The sequence below is a fragment of the Paraburkholderia sp. UYCP14C genome (assembly GCF_004197395.1).
In the GTDB taxonomy this organism is placed as follows: Bacteria; Pseudomonadota; Gammaproteobacteria; order Burkholderiales; family Burkholderiaceae; genus Paraburkholderia.
In genome coordinates, this window is the sequence record NZ_SELS01000004.1 from 275,644 (window position 1) to 292,242 (window position 16,599).

The 16,599-nt window shown below is 64.5% G+C and carries 14 protein-coding genes; 1 reads left to right on the forward strand and 13 read right to left on the reverse strand.

Annotated elements, in window-relative coordinates:
- Nucleotides 1-139: 139 nt before the first annotated feature.
- From clsB to EVC45_RS05725, 13 genes are all read right to left on the reverse strand, one after another.
- Nucleotides 140-1,399, reverse strand: a complete 1,260-nt coding sequence (clsB, locus tag EVC45_RS05665; protein WP_129957048.1) for a cardiolipin synthase ClsB — start codon at nucleotides 1,397-1,399, stop codon at nucleotides 140-142.
- Nucleotides 1,396-1,923, reverse strand: coding sequence for a dihydroneopterin triphosphate diphosphatase (nudB, locus tag EVC45_RS05670; RefSeq protein ID WP_129957049.1), 528 nt, complete (start codon nucleotides 1,921-1,923; stop codon nucleotides 1,396-1,398). The genes clsB and nudB overlap by 4 nt, the downstream gene beginning before the upstream one ends.
- A 198-nt stretch (nucleotides 1,924-2,121) precedes the next feature.
- A complete protein-coding gene (aspS, locus tag EVC45_RS05675) occupies nucleotides 2,122-3,921 on the reverse strand; it encodes an aspartate--tRNA ligase (RefSeq protein ID WP_129957050.1) in 1,800 nt (599 codons plus the stop codon).
- 75 nt (nucleotides 3,922-3,996) lie between these two features.
- A complete protein-coding gene (locus tag EVC45_RS05680) occupies nucleotides 3,997-4,653 on the reverse strand; it encodes a DUF502 domain-containing protein (RefSeq protein WP_129957051.1) in 657 nt (218 codons plus the stop codon).
- A gap of 75 nt (nucleotides 4,654-4,728) precedes the next feature.
- Nucleotides 4,729-5,058: an FmdB family zinc ribbon protein gene (locus tag EVC45_RS05685; RefSeq protein ID WP_129957052.1), complete on the reverse strand. Its 330-nt coding sequence runs from the start codon at nucleotides 5,056-5,058 to the stop codon at nucleotides 4,729-4,731.
- Between the two features lie 172 nt (nucleotides 5,059-5,230).
- The gene (locus EVC45_RS05690) at nucleotides 5,231-5,854 is read right to left on the reverse strand and encodes a methyltransferase domain-containing protein (RefSeq protein ID WP_129957053.1); all 624 of its coding nucleotides are present in this window, start codon (nucleotides 5,852-5,854) and stop codon (nucleotides 5,231-5,233) included.
- A 93-nt stretch (nucleotides 5,855-5,947) separates the two neighbouring features.
- On the reverse strand, nucleotides 5,948-7,525 hold the full coding sequence (gene ubiB, locus EVC45_RS05695) for a ubiquinone biosynthesis regulatory protein kinase UbiB (protein ID WP_129957054.1): 1,578 nt from the start codon (nucleotides 7,523-7,525) through the stop codon (nucleotides 5,948-5,950).
- Nucleotides 7,526-7,540: 15 nt separating this feature from the next.
- On the reverse strand, nucleotides 7,541-8,185 hold the full coding sequence (locus tag EVC45_RS05700; protein ID WP_129957055.1) for an SCP2 domain-containing protein: 645 nt from the start codon (nucleotides 8,183-8,185) through the stop codon (nucleotides 7,541-7,543).
- A gap of 173 nt (nucleotides 8,186-8,358) precedes the next feature.
- Nucleotides 8,359-9,357: a Tim44 domain-containing protein gene (locus tag EVC45_RS05705; RefSeq protein WP_129957056.1), complete on the reverse strand. Its 999-nt coding sequence runs from the start codon at nucleotides 9,355-9,357 to the stop codon at nucleotides 8,359-8,361.
- A 37-nt stretch (nucleotides 9,358-9,394) separates the two neighbouring features.
- A complete protein-coding gene (ubiE, locus tag EVC45_RS05710; RefSeq protein ID WP_129957057.1) occupies nucleotides 9,395-10,126 on the reverse strand; it encodes a bifunctional demethylmenaquinone methyltransferase/2-methoxy-6-polyprenyl-1,4-benzoquinol methylase UbiE in 732 nt (243 codons plus the stop codon).
- A 66-nt stretch (nucleotides 10,127-10,192) separates the two neighbouring features.
- The gene (locus EVC45_RS05715) at nucleotides 10,193-10,606 is read right to left on the reverse strand and encodes a gamma-butyrobetaine hydroxylase-like domain-containing protein (protein WP_129957058.1); all 414 of its coding nucleotides are present in this window, start codon (nucleotides 10,604-10,606) and stop codon (nucleotides 10,193-10,195) included.
- Nucleotides 10,607-10,715: 109 nt separating this feature from the next.
- The gene (locus EVC45_RS05720; protein WP_129957059.1) at nucleotides 10,716-11,144 is read right to left on the reverse strand and encodes an HIT family protein; all 429 of its coding nucleotides are present in this window, start codon (nucleotides 11,142-11,144) and stop codon (nucleotides 10,716-10,718) included.
- 33 nt (nucleotides 11,145-11,177) lie between these two features.
- On the reverse strand, nucleotides 11,178-15,284 hold the full coding sequence (locus EVC45_RS05725) for an FAD/FMN-binding oxidoreductase (protein ID WP_129957060.1): 4,107 nt from the start codon (nucleotides 15,282-15,284) through the stop codon (nucleotides 11,178-11,180).
- 545 nt (nucleotides 15,285-15,829) lie between these two features.
- Here EVC45_RS05725 and EVC45_RS05730 point away from each other — a divergent pair.
- Nucleotides 15,830-16,599: pyridoxal-phosphate dependent enzyme (locus EVC45_RS05730; RefSeq protein ID WP_129957061.1), on the forward strand; the 770-nt coding region annotated here is incomplete at its 3' end.

The following is a 16,599-nucleotide window of genomic DNA, read 5'->3' on the forward strand; positions in this document are numbered from 1 at the left end:
AATCAGATTTTTAGAGGCGTTTGCCTTGAATCGATGGTTGCCGATCAGCGCGCGCGTGTTCTATTTCTTTGCCCGGGTTCGCCGGCGCCGAGTGATGGCCGACATGATGCAGCATGCGCGGGCTCTCGTGCGAGTGGCATTAGTCGTAGCCGCCCACCGTCAGCAGTTTCATCGCGACGCGGTAGCTCGTGTACGCGATCCAGCTCAGCGCGCGCACGCGCGCCGGTCGCGATTCGTAGTGCGCTTCATCGATCGGGCGCGCGTCGGTGAACGCGTCGAGAATCGCGTCGCGCAGTTTGGCGATCGACGGATCGTTGACGAGCACGACGTTCGCTTCGTTGTTGAGCATCAGGCTGAGCGCGTCGAGATTCGACGAACCCACCGTGCCCCAGTTCGAATCGACCACCGCGACCTTGCCGTGCAGCAGCGTCTTCTCATATTCGGCGATCTGCACGCCCGCGCGCAGCAACGCGTTGTAGAGGAACGGCACCGCGTAATCGAGCGCCTTGAACTCCTTGCGCCCGATGATCAGCTTCACGACCACGCCGCGCCGCGCCGCGAACACCAGCGCGCGACGCAGCTTGCGCCCCGGCATGAAGTACGGATTGGCAAGCAGGATCTCGTGGCGTGCCTGACCGATCGCGGCCAGATAGGCCTTTTCGATCGCCCGGCGGTTGATCAGGTTATCGCGCGCGACGAATGCGACGCACGGCTCGCCGTTGGCCCACAGTTCCTCGTTGCGGCGCCGCCGGCGCCTGCGCAGACTGCCGAGCGAGTTGGCGTCCTGCGACGCCAGGTCGGGCTTGATCGAATCGAGCGGCCGATGGCCGAGACGAATCCGCCGCCACTGCACCTCGATGGCCTCGCGCACGTCGGAAACCACCGGCCCGCGCAGCTCGACTGCGAAGTCCCAGCGCCGGTACGGCAGCTTCTCGCCGTTGTTCTCGTAATCGTCGACGATGTTGATACCGCCGCAATACGCGTACTGATCGTCGATCACCGCGAGCTTGCGGTGTGTGCGCGAGAAGCCGAAGCGGCCAAATAGATGCGGGTTGTAGATGCGATGCTCGATGCCGCCGGCCGGCCATTGCTCGAACATTTTCAGGCGCGCGGTGCCGATGCCGTCGGTGATCACGCGCACTCTGACGCCGCGCGCGGCCGCACGCAGCAACGCTTCGCTGACCGCCTGGCCGGCGTCGTCGTCGCAGAAGATGTAGGTTTCGAGCGCGACGTTGTGCTCGGCGGCGTCGATGCGCTGGATCAGCGCGGCGAAGAAAGCGTCGCCGGAGCGCAGCAGCCCGACCTCGTTGTTACTGGTGAAGCGGTAGCGCTGCCAGTAGCGACGGCCGAGCAACGTGTGCCGCAGACGCGCGAAACGGCCCGGGCCGCCTGAACTCACTGGCCACGCTCCCCGGCCAGCGGGCCGGATCGCGGGTCGACCTGAGGATCGAGCGGGCGCGCGGCGAGCCGGCGCGGCAACTGCAGGATCGCATCGGCATTCGACGACGAAAAACACCGCGAAGCGGCCTCTTCATATGGCAGCCACATATACGCGGTGTGTTCGCGCGGCGCGAGGGTCACGTCGATGCGCTCGGGCACCTGCAGGCTGAACCAGTGCTCGGTGTTGTGGAGCACGCCCGCTTCGTAGCGGTAACGAAATTCCGGGTAGATCTCGTAGTCGATCGAGTACTGCCAGTCGAACAACGCGCTGCGCGGCACCAGCGCGCCGCCGATCATGATGCCGGTTTCCTCGCCGACTTCGCGCACCGCCGTGTCAGCGAGCGGTTCGTCGAACCGGTCTTTCGAACCCGTCACCGACTGCCAGAACGCCGCGTGATCGGCACGCTCGAGCAACAGCACGTCGAGCGCGGGGGTATGAATGATGACGAGGACGGACTGCGGAATTTTCGGCGGTTTCGGCATGGCTCAAAACTGGGCGCGACGATGCGCGCGGTACATGTCGGATGACGGTCGAAAGGGTCTGGAAAGCGGTGGCTTCACTGTAACGCAAAAAATGAAAAAGGCGCTGAGGTGAAGATCACCTCAGCGCCTTTTCGTCTGGCTTGTGTGGCTTTTTCGCTGCCGCCGGCCGCGCATGCGACCGGCAAGGCAGCCGCGGCTTTACACCTTCGGTTCCGGCGAACGCAGACGGATGTGCAGCTCGCGCAGCTGACGCTCGTCGACTTCGCTCGGCGCCTGCGTGAGCAGATCCTGCGCGCGTTGCGTCTTCGGGAACGCGATCACGTCGCGGATCGAGTCGGCGCCGGCCATCATCGTGACGATGCGGTCCAGGCCGAATGCGATACCGCCGTGCGGCGGCGCGCCGTATTGCAGCGCGTCGAGCAGGAAGCCGAACTTGGCCTGCGCTTCTTCCGCGTTGATCTTCAGCGCGCGGAACACCTTGCTCTGCACTTCCTCACGGTAGATACGCACCGAGCCGCCGCCGATTTCCCAGCCGTTCAGCACCATGTCGTAGGCCTTCGCGAGGCAGCGCGCCGGGTCCGTTTCGAGGTACTCGAGGTGCTCGTCCTTCGGGCTCGTGAACGGGTGATGCGCGGCGACGTAGCGGTTGTCTTCCTCGTCGTATTCGAACATCGGGAAGTCGACGACCCACAGCGGCTTCCAGCCGGACTCGACCAGACCGTTGGCCTTGCCGAATTCCGAATGACCGATCTTCAGGCGCAGCGCGCCGAGGCTGTCGTTCACGACCTTCGCGCGATCCGCCGCGAAGAAGATGATGTCGCCGTCTTGCGCGCCGGTGCGCTCGATGATCGCCTTCAGCGCCTCGTCGTGCAGGTTCTTGACGATCGGGCTTTGCAGACCGTCACGGCCCTTCGCCGCTTCGTTGACCTTGATCCACGCGAGACCCTTCGCGCCGTAGATGCGCACGAATTCCGTGTAGCTGTCGATGTCGCCACGCGACAGCTCGCCACCCTTCGGCACGCGCAGCGCCGCGACGCGGCCGTCCTTCGTGTTGGCCGGCGTGCTGAACACCTTGAAATCGACGTCGCGCATCGCGTCGGTGAGCTCGGTGAATTCGAGCTTCACGCGCAGGTCCGGCTTGTCCGAACCGAAGCGGCGCATCGCTTCCGCGTATTCCATGACCGGGAATTTGTCGGCGAGCTGGACGCCGATGGTGGTCTTGAACACGTGACGGATCATCGCCTCGAACAGATCGCGGATTTCCTGTTCCGACAGGAACGAGGTTTCGCAGTCGATCTGCGTGAATTCCGGCTGACGGTCGGCGCGCAGGTCTTCGTCGCGGAAGCACTTGGTGATCTGGTAGTAACGGTCGAAGTTCGCGACCATCAGCAGCTGCTTGAACAGCTGCGGCGACTGCGGCAGCGCGAAGAACTGACCCGGGTTCGTACGCGACGGCACCAGGTAGTCGCGCGCGCCTTCCGGCGTGCTCTTCGTGAGCATCGGCGTTTCGATGTCGATGAAGCCCTGCTCGTCGAGGTACTTGCGCACTTCGATCGCGACGCGGTAGCGCAGACGCAGGTTGTGCTGCATCTGCGGACGGCGCAGGTCGAGCACGCGGTGCGTGAGGCGGGTGGTTTCCGACAGGTTGTCGTCGTCGAGCTGGAACGGCGGCGTGACCGATGCGTTCAGCACGATCAGCTCGTGGCACAGCACTTCGATCTTGCCGCTCTTCAGCGACGCGTTGGTCGTGCCTTCCGGACGGCTGCGCACGACGCCCTTGATCTGCACGCAGAACTCGTTGCGCACGCCTTCGGCGATCTTGAACATTTCCGCACGATCCGGATCGCAGACGACCTGAACGAGCCCTTCGCGATCGCGCAGGTCGATGAAGATGACGCCGCCATGGTCGCGGCGGCGGCTTACCCAGCCGCACAGCGAGACGGATTGGCCCAGCAGTTCTTCGGTCACCAGACCGCAGTATTCAGATCTCATCGACATGATGTTTGTCTTTCGTTTTGCATTGGTTGAACGGCGCGCTGCAGACGATGCTGCATGAAGCGTTGCGCGCCGGCATTACAGCGGAGGCTCGACAGTCGTGCGGCGTACCGGTGCCGGCGGCGGCGCGGACGGCGCCACGACGCCCATCGAGACGATGTACTTGAGCGCAGCGTCGACCGTCATGTCGAGCTCGACCACTTCGCTTTTCGGCACCATCAGGAAGAAGCCGGACGTCGGGTTCGGCGTGGTCGGCACGTACACGCTGACGTACTCTTCCTTCAGATGGTTGGCCACGTCGCCGCCCGGGATGCCGGTCAGAAACGCGATCGTATAGGAACCGCGGCGTGGGTACTCGATCAGCAGCGCCTTGCGGAAAGCATTGCCGCTGCTCGACAGCAGCGTGTCGGACACCTGCTTGACGCTGGTGTAGAGCGGGCCGACCACCGGAATGTGCGCGACCAGCAGTTCCCACCACGTCACGAGCTTCTGCCCAACGAAGTTCTGCGTCAACAGCCCGACGACGAAGATGAACGCGAGCGTGAGCACCGCGCCGAGACCCGGCAGGCGATAGCCGATCGCGCGTTCCGGCTGCCACGAGGTAGGCAGCAGCAACAGCGTCTGGTCCATCGTACCGATGACCAGACCGAGCACCCACAATGTGATGGCCAGAGGCACCAGCACCAGCAGGCCAGTCAGAAACACCGATTTGAGCGTGAATTTCTTCGTCGTCATGTGTACCGCCAGAAAGCTGCGCGGGCCGAAGCCCATGCGCGGTAGATACGCCGCCCGCGCGGGGCGGCAGTCCCACTAGGCGCTGCCGGAACCGCTCGGGCTCGTGGCGGCGGGCGCTGCGGGGGCGGCCGGGGCAGCCGGTCCAGCCGGGGCGGACTCGCCAGGCGAGGCAGCTGCTGCGGCCGGTTCGGACTTCGTTTCCGACGTGGCCGACGCGCTCGTGCCGCCGCGGAAATCGGTCACGTACCAGCCGGAGCCCTTCAACTGGAAGCCGGCGGCGGTGAGCTGTTTGCTAAAGGTGTCTTTTTCGCACTCGGGACACTGCGTCAACTGGGGGTCGTTCATCTTCTGGAGCACGTCCTTCCCGAAGCCGCATGACCCGCAACGATAAGCGTAGATCGGCATGATCCTTTCCTACTCCAAATCCCTACTGAAATCTTGTAAACGCTTGCAAAGCCTTGAATTATAGCCGCAAACGATGTCCGTTCCCCGGATTTCGGGAAGCGGACGCGCGACGCGCCCGCCAGCGCGCCAGATGGGGACGACCCGCGGACCTCTCAAGAGCGCGCGCGTGGCGTTAGCCGCGCCGCCGCCAGCTGAGCCAGCGCTCGCGTCCGGCGAATACGGCGATCGAGTCGTCGACCGGGTCGTCTTCGATCAGCTCGAAGTGTGGCGCGAGCAACGCGTCGAGCTCGCCGCGTTCGACGCCGAACGGCGGCCCCTTCGGCGTCGCGCCGATAAAAAAGAAGCCCGCGAGCAAGCCGCCGGGCGGCAGCAGCTGGGCCATACGTTGCGCGTAGTCGGCGCGGCGCGCCGGCGGCAGCGCGCAGAAGAACGCGCGCTCATAGATCCACGCCGGCACGAACGGCGGCGCATAGGTGAAAAAATCCGCCTGCTCGACCAACGATGCGTACTGCGCGCCGAGTTGGTCGCGCGCCGCCGCGACGGCGGCCGGCGAGAAGTCGATCGCGCGCACCGGGTTGCCCTGGCGCGCGAGCCACACCGCTTCGTAGGCGCTGCCGCAGCCCGGAATCAGCACGGCAGCGTCGCGGTGCCGTTCGGCGAACGCACGAAATGCAGACGGCACGCCCGCCTGATCCCACGGCGTGAAACGACGCTCGAAGCGTTCGTCCCAGAACTCGGGCGAGTTGGGATCGCGGGTCTCGAAATCGGGCGCGGACGGTTGGGTCGGATCGCTCATCGGATGCCTCGTTCAGGTTTGCGCCCGGTCGTCACCGCCGGTAGCGGCCGACACCGGCGCCGAAACGGCGCGGCCAAACGGCATTCGCCGCGCTCAACCGCCGTAAGCTAGCACCAGGAACGCCCGCGCCAGCATCGCACCAACGCCGACCGCCACGCCGAACAGCAGCAGCCCTTGCAGCAGACGGTTGGTGCGCTTCTGTTCGAGCAGGATCTGGCGGATCACGTCGTCGTTCGCGCCGCCCACCGGATGGTGACGTTCGGCCAGCATGTTATGAACGAGCCGCGGCAGTTGCGGCAACGTCTTGCTCCACTGCGGCGCCTCGATCTTCAGACGCTCGTACCAGCCGCGCAAGCCGATCTGCTCGTTCATCCAGCGCTCGAGGTAAGGCTTCGCGGTCTTCCACAGATCCAGTTCGGGATCGAGCGAACGGCCGAGGCCTTCCACGTTCAGCATCGTCTTTTGCAGCAATACGAGCTGCGGCTGGATCTCGACGTTGAAGCGCCGCGACGTCGAGAACAGCCGCATCAGCACCTGGCCGAGAGAAATGTCCTTCAACGCGCGATCGAAGTACGGTTCGCAGACTGCGCGAATCGCGCTTTCGAGCTCCTCGACACGCGTGGTCGGCGGCACCCAGCCCGACTCCAGATGCAGCGTCGCGACGCGATGGTAGTCGCGCTTGAAGAACGCGAGGAAGTTTTGCGCGAGGTAGTTTTTGTCGAAGTCCGACAGTGCGCCGATGATGCCGAAGTCGAGCGCGATATAGCGGCCGAAGTGCGCGGGATCGAGGCTCACCTGGATGTTGCCGGGGTGCATGTCGGCGTGGAAAAAGCCGTCGCGGAACACCTGCGTGAAGAAAATCTCGACGCCCTCGCGCGCGAGCTTCGGAATGTCGACGCCCGCCGCGCGCAACGTCTCGACCTGGCTGATCGGCACGCCGACCATCCGCTCCATCACGAGCACCGTGGGGGTGCAGAACTCCCAGTACATCTCGGGCACGAGCAGCAGGTCGAGCCCCTGGAAGTTGCGCCGCAACTGGCTGCCGTTAGCGGCCTCGCGCATCAGGTCGAGCTCGTCGTGCAGATATTTGTCGAATTCGGCGACCACCTCGCGCGGCTTCAGGCGTTTGCCGTCCGCCCACAGCCGCTCGGCCCACACGGCGATGTCACGCAACAGCGCGAGGTCGGAATCGATCACCGGCAGCATGTTGGGTCGCAGCACCTTCACCGCGACCGCCTTGCCCGCATGCTGGCCAGCCTTCACCTTCGCGAAGTGCACCTGCGCGATCGACGCGCTCGCGACCGGCACCCGCTCGAAATCGTCGAACAGGACGTCGACCGGCGCGCCGAGCGCATTCTCGACGAGCCCGATCGCAACCGCCGAATCGAACGGCGGCACCTGGTCCTGCAGCTTCGCGAGTTCGTTGGCGATATCGACCGGCAGCAGATCGCGACGCGTGGACAGCACCTGGCCGAACTTGACGAAGATCGGCCCGAGGCTTTCGAGCGCGAGTCGCAGACGCACGCCCGGCGGCAGATCGAACTTACGGCCGAGCGTCGTGATCCGCAGCAGCAGACGCACGCGCCGGTCGTTGATGCGGCTCAACATCATTTCGTCGAGGCCGAAGCGGATAACCGTGAAAAATATCTTGAGAAAACGCAGAAAACGCATGGCTGGGCCCGGTGACTAGCGCGTGCCGCGCGACGTGGCGGCGCCGCCCGGCGCTTGCGCGCCGCGGGCTTCGACCTTCTGTTCGAGACGCTCGATGCGCTTTTCGACGCGAGCGAGCGAATCACGCGCACGCGCCAGCTCGACGTTGAAGTCAGCGAGCGCGGTGCGGCGCACCAGCTGCGGATTCTCGTCGAGCAGATACTCGGCGGCGGTGTCGAGCAGGTTGCGACCGGTGCGCTGCACATGCTCGCCGACCGAGCGCACGAGCGACGTGATGCGCCACGCGGGCCCATCGCCGATCAGCTTCGCGAGATCTTCCTCAGGCTCCCAGCGCAGATGCTCGGCGAGCTTCGCGATCACGGTCGCGAATTCGGCGTCGCCCTCGATCTTCACGTGCTTCATCACCGCGGCCTGGCCGCCTTGCAGGAACGCCGGCAGTGCGTCGGACGGCACCGAGATCGTCACGTCGAACTGCTGCGCATCGGCTTCGTCGAGCGTGCCGAGGTAACCGTCGGGCTGCACGAGCAGCGCGAGCACAACCGGCGGACATGACAGGCTTGCGGTCTTGCCCGCGTACGGGGCGAGGCGCTCGCGGGCCCACGATTCGCGGGCGAGCAGATGATTGACAGCAGCAGCGAAGGGCTTGGCGGCAAGGGTCATCGAAAGTGGCAAGAAAAAACCCGCGCGAGCGAGGTGCTTGCGCGGGTTCCCATTGTAACGTCCGTTCGCTTCGCAGCCTGCTATGCCGAACGGTCTAAGCCATGCGCGAGGCAAGGAATCGCTGCGCCGCCACCGTTTTTTTCGGGGCAGACGCGACTCGATGCTTGTGCATGTCAGTGTTGTTCGACCTGCTGGATGCCGGCAAGCAGCCAGCCTTCGCCGGCGCGGTTCGCCTTCGACAGGTTCCACACCTCGACGAATGGCTCGGCCGCCGCGCCCGGCTCCTCGCGGATCAATCCGGAGAAACGCACGCTCGCGAAGTGTTCGTTCGCACGCTCCTCGACACCGAGCAGCTCGGCGTTCAACTGCACGACGTCGGTCTGATTCGGCTGCGTGCCGCGCGACGCGAGATCGACGCGCACTTCGGCGAACATTTCGGGCGTCGTGAATTTGCGGATGTCCTCAACGTTGCCGACGTCCCATGCGGCCTGCAAGCGCACGAAGTACACCTTGGCGTTGCGCAGGAATGCTTCCGAATCGAAGCCCGCAGGCACCGACGGCGTCACGCCGACGGTCGGCGTGGTCAACGGATTGCCCAACGGTTCGAGATACTGGCCGGTGGGCGGCGCGGTGTAACGCGGCTCCTGAATATAGTCGGTGCCTTTCGTGTTCAGCGACGGCGCCGTGCCCGCGTAGGCCGGCTGTGCCGCATTGCGCTTACGACCGGTGAAGCGGCGGATCAGCCAGATCACGACCATCGCGATCAACGCGATCACGATCACGTTGGCGAGCATCCCGGCGAACGCCTCGCCGAGCCCGAAATGCGACAGCAACGCGGCGATGCCGAGTCCGGCCGCGAGACCGGCGATCGGCCCGAGCCAGCGATTGCGATTCGGCGCGGCGGGTGGCGTGGGCTTGGGCGCGGGCGCCGGTTGTGCGCTTTGCTGCGCGGCCTGACTGTTCTGCGCCGGCTGCGACGGCGGCGTGGTCTGGCGCTGCTGCAGAGTGTTCGATTGACGGCCGATGCTGCGGCCACCGCCCATGCGGCGTGCTTCGGCGTCGAGGGAGGCCAGGGTGCCGGCCATCAGCAGACCGACCATCGCGATCAGTCCGATTCTTCTCGCCAGCGACCCCTTAATCTTACGAGTAGATAACAAATTCGAATCGGACATTTCACACTTTCCTTTAAAAATCGATGGGTTAGGAACCCTAGTATTTGGTCCCCACATGCAAAGCTACCACGCCAGCTGACAAATTGTAATATTTGACGCCGTCGAGTCCAGCTTGTTCCATCATTGTTTTCAAAGTTTCCTGGTCGGGATGCATGCGGATCGATTCCGCCAGATACTGGTAGCTTTCCGCGTCCTTGGCGAAGCGCTGGCCGAGCCACGGCAGCACCTTGAACGAATACACATCGTAGACCTTCTTCAGCGGATCCCAGACCTTCGAGAACTCCAGCACGAGCAGCCGCCCGGCCGGCTTCAGCACGCGACGCATTTCGGCGAGCGCGATGTCTTTGTGCGTCATGTTGCGCAAGCCGAACGCGACCGTCACGACGTCGAAGTAGTTGTCCGGGAACGGGATTTTCTCGGCATCGCAGAGCAGCGTCGGCGTGATGATGCCCCTGTCGAGCAGCCGGTCGCGGCCCACCCGCAGCATCGATTCATTGATGTCGGTATGCCAGACCTCGCCGGTCTCGCCCGCCTGTTTCGCGAACGCTTTCGACAGGTCGCCCGTGCCGCCCGCGATGTCGAGCACCTTGTAGCCCGGCCGCACGTTCGCCTGGGCGATCGTGAACACCTTCCACGCCCGGTGCAATCCGCCCGACATCAGGTCGTTCATCAGGTCGTAGTTGGCGGCCACCGAGTGGAACACCCCCGCCACTTTCTGCGCCTTGTCCTGTTCGTCGACCGATTGAAAGCCGAAGTGGGTTTTGCTCATCGCGCTCGTCCTTTCGCGTGTTCTTGAATGTTGCGCCGCTCGAGCGGCGTTCGGGGGCGAATCGTATCAGTGACAGTGCCCGTGCGCAGCGGCCGCAGGCACCATCGGCGTGTCGCGGTCGATGCCGGCCGCTGCCAGTTTGGTGAGATACGCGCGCCAGAGTTCATCCTGACGCACGGCCATGTCGTACAGCAGGTCCCACGAATAGATACCGGTGGCGTGTCCATCGGAGAAAGTCGGCTGCAGCGCGTAATTGCCGACGCCTTCGATCATCGTGATCGTCACGTCGCGCTTGCCGGTTTGCAGGGTTTCCTGGCCGGGCCCGTGGCCCTGCACTTCCGCCGAAGGCGAATACACGCGCAGCAGTTCGAACGGCAGCCGGTACGCTTCGCCGTTCGCGTACTGCAGTTCGAGCACGCGTGACTTCGAATGCACGACCACGCCGGTCGGCACCGGCGTCTCGGGAGTTAATCCGCTCATGATGGCCTCATCAGATAAGGGCGGGTGATAACGACGGGTCGGCCGCCGGGTCGACCACCATTCACGCCGGCGAAAGTCCGGCGATGCGCGGCGGCGGATTCAGCGACGCTCAGCCCAGCGCCTGTTCGATTTCCTGCCGCACGGCTTCGCGCAGCAGCGTGGCTTGTGCGCGGCGCGACGACAGCATCGCCTCGGACACCGTGCGCTGGCGCGGCGCCCAGATCGGCAGGGGGAAATGCGCGTCGTTCGAAAAACGCGGAATCACGTGCCAGTGCACGTGCGGTACCTGGTTGCCGAGGCTCGCGAGATTGATCTTCGCGGGGTGCATCACGCGCCGCTGCGCGCGCTCGACCGCGTACACGACCTTCATCACGTGGTCGCGCTCGTCGGCGGAAAGATCCGAAAACTCAGCGACGTGAGCGTTCCAGATGACCCGGCAAAAGCCCGGGTAGTCGTGTTCGTCGGCGAGGACGACTCGCAGCGCGTCGTCCTGCCATAGCACATCGCCGCCGTCTTCACGGCAAAAAACGCAGTCCATCGTCGGCCTCGGCAAAAATCGTTGGTCGTGCCATTAAACCAGCACGCGCTCGATTCCGCCATTGTTCGCCCGTTGAACGTAGTCCGCCATCCAGTTCTCGCCCAGCACGTGACGTGCCATCTCGACCACGATGTAGTCGGCCTCGGTCCCCGCGTCTTCGTTGTAACGCGACAGCCCCTGCAGGCACGACGGGCAGCTCGTCAGGATCTTGACGTCGGTCGAGCCCGCGTTTGCGTGATTGGGCTGCGGGCCGTCGCCGGCCTTCAGCACGGAACCGTTCGGCGCACCGGCGGCGCCGGCCGATGCATTGGCCGGATTGATCGCGTTCGCGCCCGCTTCGGCAACGAGCGGAATGCCGCGCAGCTTAGCCGCGCCCTTGCGGATTTCTTCTTCCTTGCGGAAGCGCACCTGGGTCGAGATGTCCGGACGCGTGACCGCGAGCGTGCCCGATTCGCCGCAGCAGCGATCGTTCTTCTCGATCTTGTAGCCGTCGTGCTCCGAACCCATCAGCTGATTGACGAGCTTGACCGGGTCCATCGTCTTGATCGGCGAGTGGCACGGGTCGTGGTACATGTAGCGCACGCCGTTCACGCCATCGAGCTTGATGCCTTTTTCCAACAGATATTCGTGGATGTCGACGATCCGGCAGCCCGGGAAGATCTTTTCGAATTCATAGCCGGCGAGCTGGTCGTAACAGGTGCCGCACGACACCACCACCGTCTTGATGTCGAGGTAGTTCAGCGTATTGGCGACGCGGTGGAACAGCACGCGGTTGTCGGTGACGATCTGCTCGGCCTTGTCGTACTGGCCCGAGCCGCGCTGCGGATAACCGCAGCACAGGTAGCCCGGCGGCAGCACCGTCTGCACGCCCGCCTCCCACAGCATTGCCTGAGTCGCGAGACCGACCTGCGAGAACAGCCGCTCGGAGCCGCAGCCCGGGAAGTAGAACACCGCTTCGGTGTCGGCGGTGGTCGTCTTCGGATTTCGGATGATCGGGACGATCTTGTTGTCCTCGATATCGAGCAACGCGCGCGCGGTCTTCTTCGGCAGGTTGCCCGGCATCTTCTTGTTCATGAAGTGGATCACCTGCTGCGTGACCACCGGCTTGCCGACCGTGGCGGGCGGATGCGCAGTCTGCTTCTTCGTGAACTTCTTCAACACCTCGTTGCCGAGACGCTGCGCCTTGTAGCCGACGCCCATCATCGCGGTGCGCGCGAGGTTGATGGTTTGCGGATTGGTCGCGTTCAGGAAGAACATGCCCGCCGCGTTGCCCGCATTGAACTTCTTCTTGCCCATCTTGCGCAGCAGGTTGCGCATGTTCATCGTCACGTCGCCGAAGTCGATCTTCACCGGGCACGGCGTCACGCACTTGTGGCACACGGTGCAGTGATCGGCGACGTCGTTGAATTCGTCCCAGTGCTTGATCGACACGCCGCGGCGGGTCTGCTCTTCATAGAGGAACGCCTCGACCAGCAGGGACGTGGCGAGAATCTTGTTGCGCGGGCTGTACAGCAGGTTCGCGCGCGGCACGTGCGTCGCGCAGACCGGCTTGCACTTGCCGCAGCGCAGACAGTCCTTGATCGACTCGGAAATCGCGCCGATATCGGATTGCTGCATGATCAGCGATTCGTAGCCCATCAGGCCGAAGCTCGGCGTGTACGCGTTGCGCAGGTCCGCGCCTTCGAGCAGCTTGCCCGCGTTGAAGCGGCCATGCGGATCGACGCGCTGCTTGTACTTGCGGAATTCGGCGATTTCGTCGTCGGTCAGGAATTCGAGCTTCGTGATGCCGATGCCGTGCTCGCCGGAGATCACGCCATCGAGCGAACGGGCGAGCCTCATGATGCGCGCGACCGCGACGTGCGCGTCCTGCAACATCTCGTAGTTGTCGGAGTTGACCGGCAGGTTCGTGTGCACGTTGCCGTCGCCCGCGTGCATATGCAGCGCGACGAACACGCGGCCGCGCAGCACCTGCTTGTGGATCGCCTGAGCTTCCTCGAGGATCGGCTTGAATTCGCCGCCGTTGAAGATCTGCCGCAATTCGGCGCGAATTTCCTGCTTCCACGAAATGCGGATCGTGCGGTCCTGCGCGAGGTGGAACACGGTCGCATCGGCTTGCGCATCGACGCGATCGGCGAACTTCTCGGCGAGCGATTCGTAGCCGAGGCCGACCAGATAATGCTGCGCCTCGCGCAGCGACAGGTCGAGCTTGTCGCGCACGAACTCCCAGCGCGTGCGCACTCGCGCGAGCAGATCTAGCGCCTGCTGCACGCGGTCTTCGAGCAGCTCGGCGCTCGGGATTTCGTTCGCGTCGTCGCTCTTGCCGAGCGGCAGCTTGCCGCCCTTGAAGAACGCTTCGAGCGCGTCGACCAGTTGCAGCTTGTTCTTCAGCGACAGCTCGATGTTGATGCGCTCGATGCCGTCCGTGTACTCGCCCATGCGGTCGAGCGGAATCACGACGTCTTCGTTGATCTTGAACGCGTTGGTGTGCTTCGCGATCGCGGCGGTGCGGCTGCGGTCGAGCCAGAAACGCTTGCGGGCCTCGGCGCTCACCGCGACGAAACCTTCGCCGCTCTTGCCGTTGGCCATGCGCACGACTTCCGACGTGGCCTGCGCGACCGCGTCCGCATCGTCACCGACGATATCGCCGATCAGCACCATCTTCGGAAACGCGTTGCGCTTGCTCTTGGTCGCATAGCCGACCGCGCGCAGATAGCGCTCGTCCAGATGCTCGAGGCCGGCGAGAATCGCGCCGCCCTGGCGCGACGTCTCGAACAGGTAGTCCTTGATTTCGACGATGCTCGGAATCGCCTCGCGCGCCTGCCCGAAGAACTCGAGACAGACGGTGCGCGTATGCGCGGGCATCTTGTGCAGCACCCAGCGCGCGGACGTGATGAGGCCGTCGCAGCCTTCCTTCTGCACGCCCGGCAGACCGGCGAGGAATTTATCGGTGACGTCCTTGCCAAGGCCTTCCTTGCGGAACACGCGGCCCTTGATATCGAGCGATTCGGTGCGCAGCAGCTTCTCGCCCGGCGCGTAGTTGCCGTCGAACCACTTGAGCTCGAAACGCGCGACTTCGATGTCGTGGATCTTGCCCATGTTGTGCTCGAGACGCGTGACTTCGAGCCAGTTCCCTTCCGGGTCGACCATCCGCCACCACGCGAGGTTATCGAGCGCCGTGCCCCACAGCACCGCCTTCTTGCCGCCCGCGTTCATCGCGACGTTGCCGCCGACGCAGGACGCGTCGAGCGAGGTCGGGTCGACCGCGAATACGAAACCGGCCTGCTCGGCCGCCTCGGTCACGCGGCGCGTGACGACGCCCGCGCCCGAGAAAATCGTCGCGACCTTGCGATCGACACCCGGCAGCTGGGTCATTTCGACCGGGCCGAGCTGTTCGAGCTTTTCGGTGTTGATGACGGCCGAGAACGGCGTGAGCGGCACCGCGCCGCCCGTGTAGCCGGTGCCGCCCCCACGCGGAATCACGGTCAGGCCGAGTTCGAAGCAGGCCTTGATCATGCCGGCGATCTCGGCCTCGGAGTCCGGCGTCAGCACGACGAACGGGTATTCGACGCGCCAGTCGGTCGCGTCGGTCACGTGCGCGACCCGCGACAGACCGTCGAACTTGATGTTGTCCTTCTGCGTGACCTTGCCGAGCACGCGCGTGGTGCGGCGGCGCAGGTCGTAGGTCTGCTGGAATTCGCTGGCGAATTCGTCGATCGCGCGGCGCGCGGCCTGCACCAGCTTTTCGACGCGCGCGGCACGATCGACCCCGGCTTCGTCGCCGTGTTCGCGCAGATCGGCGCGGCGGCGCTTCTCGATTTCGGCGAGGCGGTGGTTGAGCGCCTCAATCAGCAGCGCGCGGCGCTTCGGGTTGTCGAGCAGGTCATCCTGCAGATACGGATTGCGGCGCACGACCCAGATATCGCCGAGCACTTCGTACAGCATGCGTGCCGAGCGGCCAGTGCGGCGTTCGGCGCGCAGTTCGGCGAGCGCGTCCCAAGCGTCGTTGCCGAGCAGGCGGATGACGATTTCGCGGTCGGAGAACGACGTGTAGTTGTAGGGAATTTCGCGCAGACGCGCTTCGGGATCGGCGGCCACCGCAGCGGCGGCGCCGTGCGGATCGAAAACTTGAGGTGCGTTCATGTTTGGACGACTCGGTAGGTCAGCCTGACGCGCTCGTCACGAGGCGTCGGCCGACAATGCGCGTGGGGCGCAATGCTTGAAATCTTCTAGGGCTTCCAGGGGAGCGAACACGACCGGCGGCCAACTCACGGCGGTCGCTTCGCGGCACTCAGAGACAGCTACACGATCGCGCGTGGCGGACATGCCGCTCCGCCGCGGGGCACGATTCGCGCGGAACGGGCATTAAATGGGCGATCCGAGGCTGCCAGTGCATCTTCCGATCCTTATTCCAAAATGGAATTCTACCGCATCATTCCGCCACGCGTTGACGACGGGAATCGGGGCGGAAGCGGCGGTTCGGGCCGTCTGGCGGCGAATCCGGCGGCGTTTGACAGGACGCGCCATTGACCGGACGGACGGTTTGGCAAACTACGGTTGCGCGGTTCGCGACCGGCCATGCCAGGGGCGCGGCATGCTTTCCCGCTGCGCGAGGAACAGCCAGAGCGGGCACCGTTGGCGCTATCATTGACCCTTTCCCGTCTCACACAGCGCACCGCGCCACCCGCATGGCTTCCCACGACTACCTGAAAAAGACCCTGACCGCGCGCGTCTACGACGTGGCGCGCGAGACCGAACTCGAACGCGCGCCGAATCTGTCGGCGCGCTTGCGCAATCCGGTCTATCTGAAGCGCGAGGACAACCAGCCGGTGTTCTCGTTCAAGCTGCGCGGCGCGTACAACAAGATGGCGCATATTCCGGCCGAGGCGCTGAGTCGCGGCGTGATTACGGCATCGGCGGGTAATCATGCACAGGGCGTGGCGCTCTCGGCGGCACGCATGGGCGTGAAGGCGATCATCGTCGTGCCGGTGACCACACCGCAGCTCAAGGTCGACGCGATCCGCACGCACGGCGGGCCGACCGTCGAGGTCGTGCAGTTCGGCGAATCGTATAGCGATGCGTATGGTCACGCGGTCAAGCTGCAGGAAGAACGTGGCCTGACCTTCGTGCATCCGTTCGACGATCCGTACGTGATCGCGGGCCAGGGCACGGTAGCGATGGAAATCCTCAGCCAGCACCAGGGTCCGATTCACGCGATCTTCGTTCCGATTGGCGGCGGTGGTCTCGCGGCCGGTGTCGCCGCCTATGTGAAATCGGTGCGCCCGGAGATCAAGGTGATCGGCGTGCAGACCGACGATTCGTGCGCGATGGCCGCGTCGCTGAAGGCGGGCGAACGCGTCACGCTGAACGAAGTGGGCCTCTTCTCCGACGGCACCGCGGTGAAACTCGTCGGCGAAGAAACCTTCCGTCTGTGCAGCGAATATCTCGACGAAGTGCT

Bases quoted from the DNA above. Each gene is read 5' to 3' on its own strand.
- ubiE (WP_129957057.1), bottom strand. From the start codon at position 10,126: ATGAGCAAAACCCACTTCGGCTTTCAATCGGTCGACGAACAGGACAAG.
- EVC45_RS05715 (WP_129957058.1), bottom strand. From the start codon at position 10,606: ATGAGCGGATTAACTCCCGAGACGCCGGTGCCGACCGGCGTGGTCGTG.
- aspS (WP_129957050.1), bottom strand. From the start codon at position 3,921: ATGTCGATGAGATCTGAATACTGCGGTCTGGTGACCGAAGAACTGCTG.
- ubiB (WP_129957054.1), bottom strand. From the start codon at position 7,525: ATGCGTTTTCTGCGTTTTCTCAAGATATTTTTCACGGTTATCCGCTTC.
- EVC45_RS05705 (WP_129957056.1), bottom strand. From the start codon at position 9,357: ATGTCCGATTCGAATTTGTTATCTACTCGTAAGATTAAGGGGTCGCTG.
- EVC45_RS05700 (WP_129957055.1), bottom strand. From the start codon at position 8,185: ATGACCCTTGCCGCCAAGCCCTTCGCTGCTGCTGTCAATCATCTGCTC.
- EVC45_RS05720 (WP_129957059.1), bottom strand. From the start codon at position 11,144: ATGGACTGCGTTTTTTGCCGTGAAGACGGCGGCGATGTGCTATGGCAG.
- EVC45_RS05725 (WP_129957060.1), bottom strand. From the start codon at position 15,284: ATGAACGCACCTCAAGTTTTCGATCCGCACGGCGCCGCCGCTGCGGTG.
- EVC45_RS05685 (WP_129957052.1), bottom strand. From the start codon at position 5,058: ATGCCGATCTACGCTTATCGTTGCGGGTCATGCGGCTTCGGGAAGGAC.
- EVC45_RS05690 (WP_129957053.1), bottom strand. From the start codon at position 5,854: ATGAGCGATCCGACCCAACCGTCCGCGCCCGATTTCGAGACCCGCGAT.
- EVC45_RS05680 (WP_129957051.1), bottom strand. From the start codon at position 4,653: ATGACGACGAAGAAATTCACGCTCAAATCGGTGTTTCTGACTGGCCTG.
- nudB (WP_129957049.1), bottom strand. From the start codon at position 1,923: ATGCCGAAACCGCCGAAAATTCCGCAGTCCGTCCTCGTCATCATTCAT.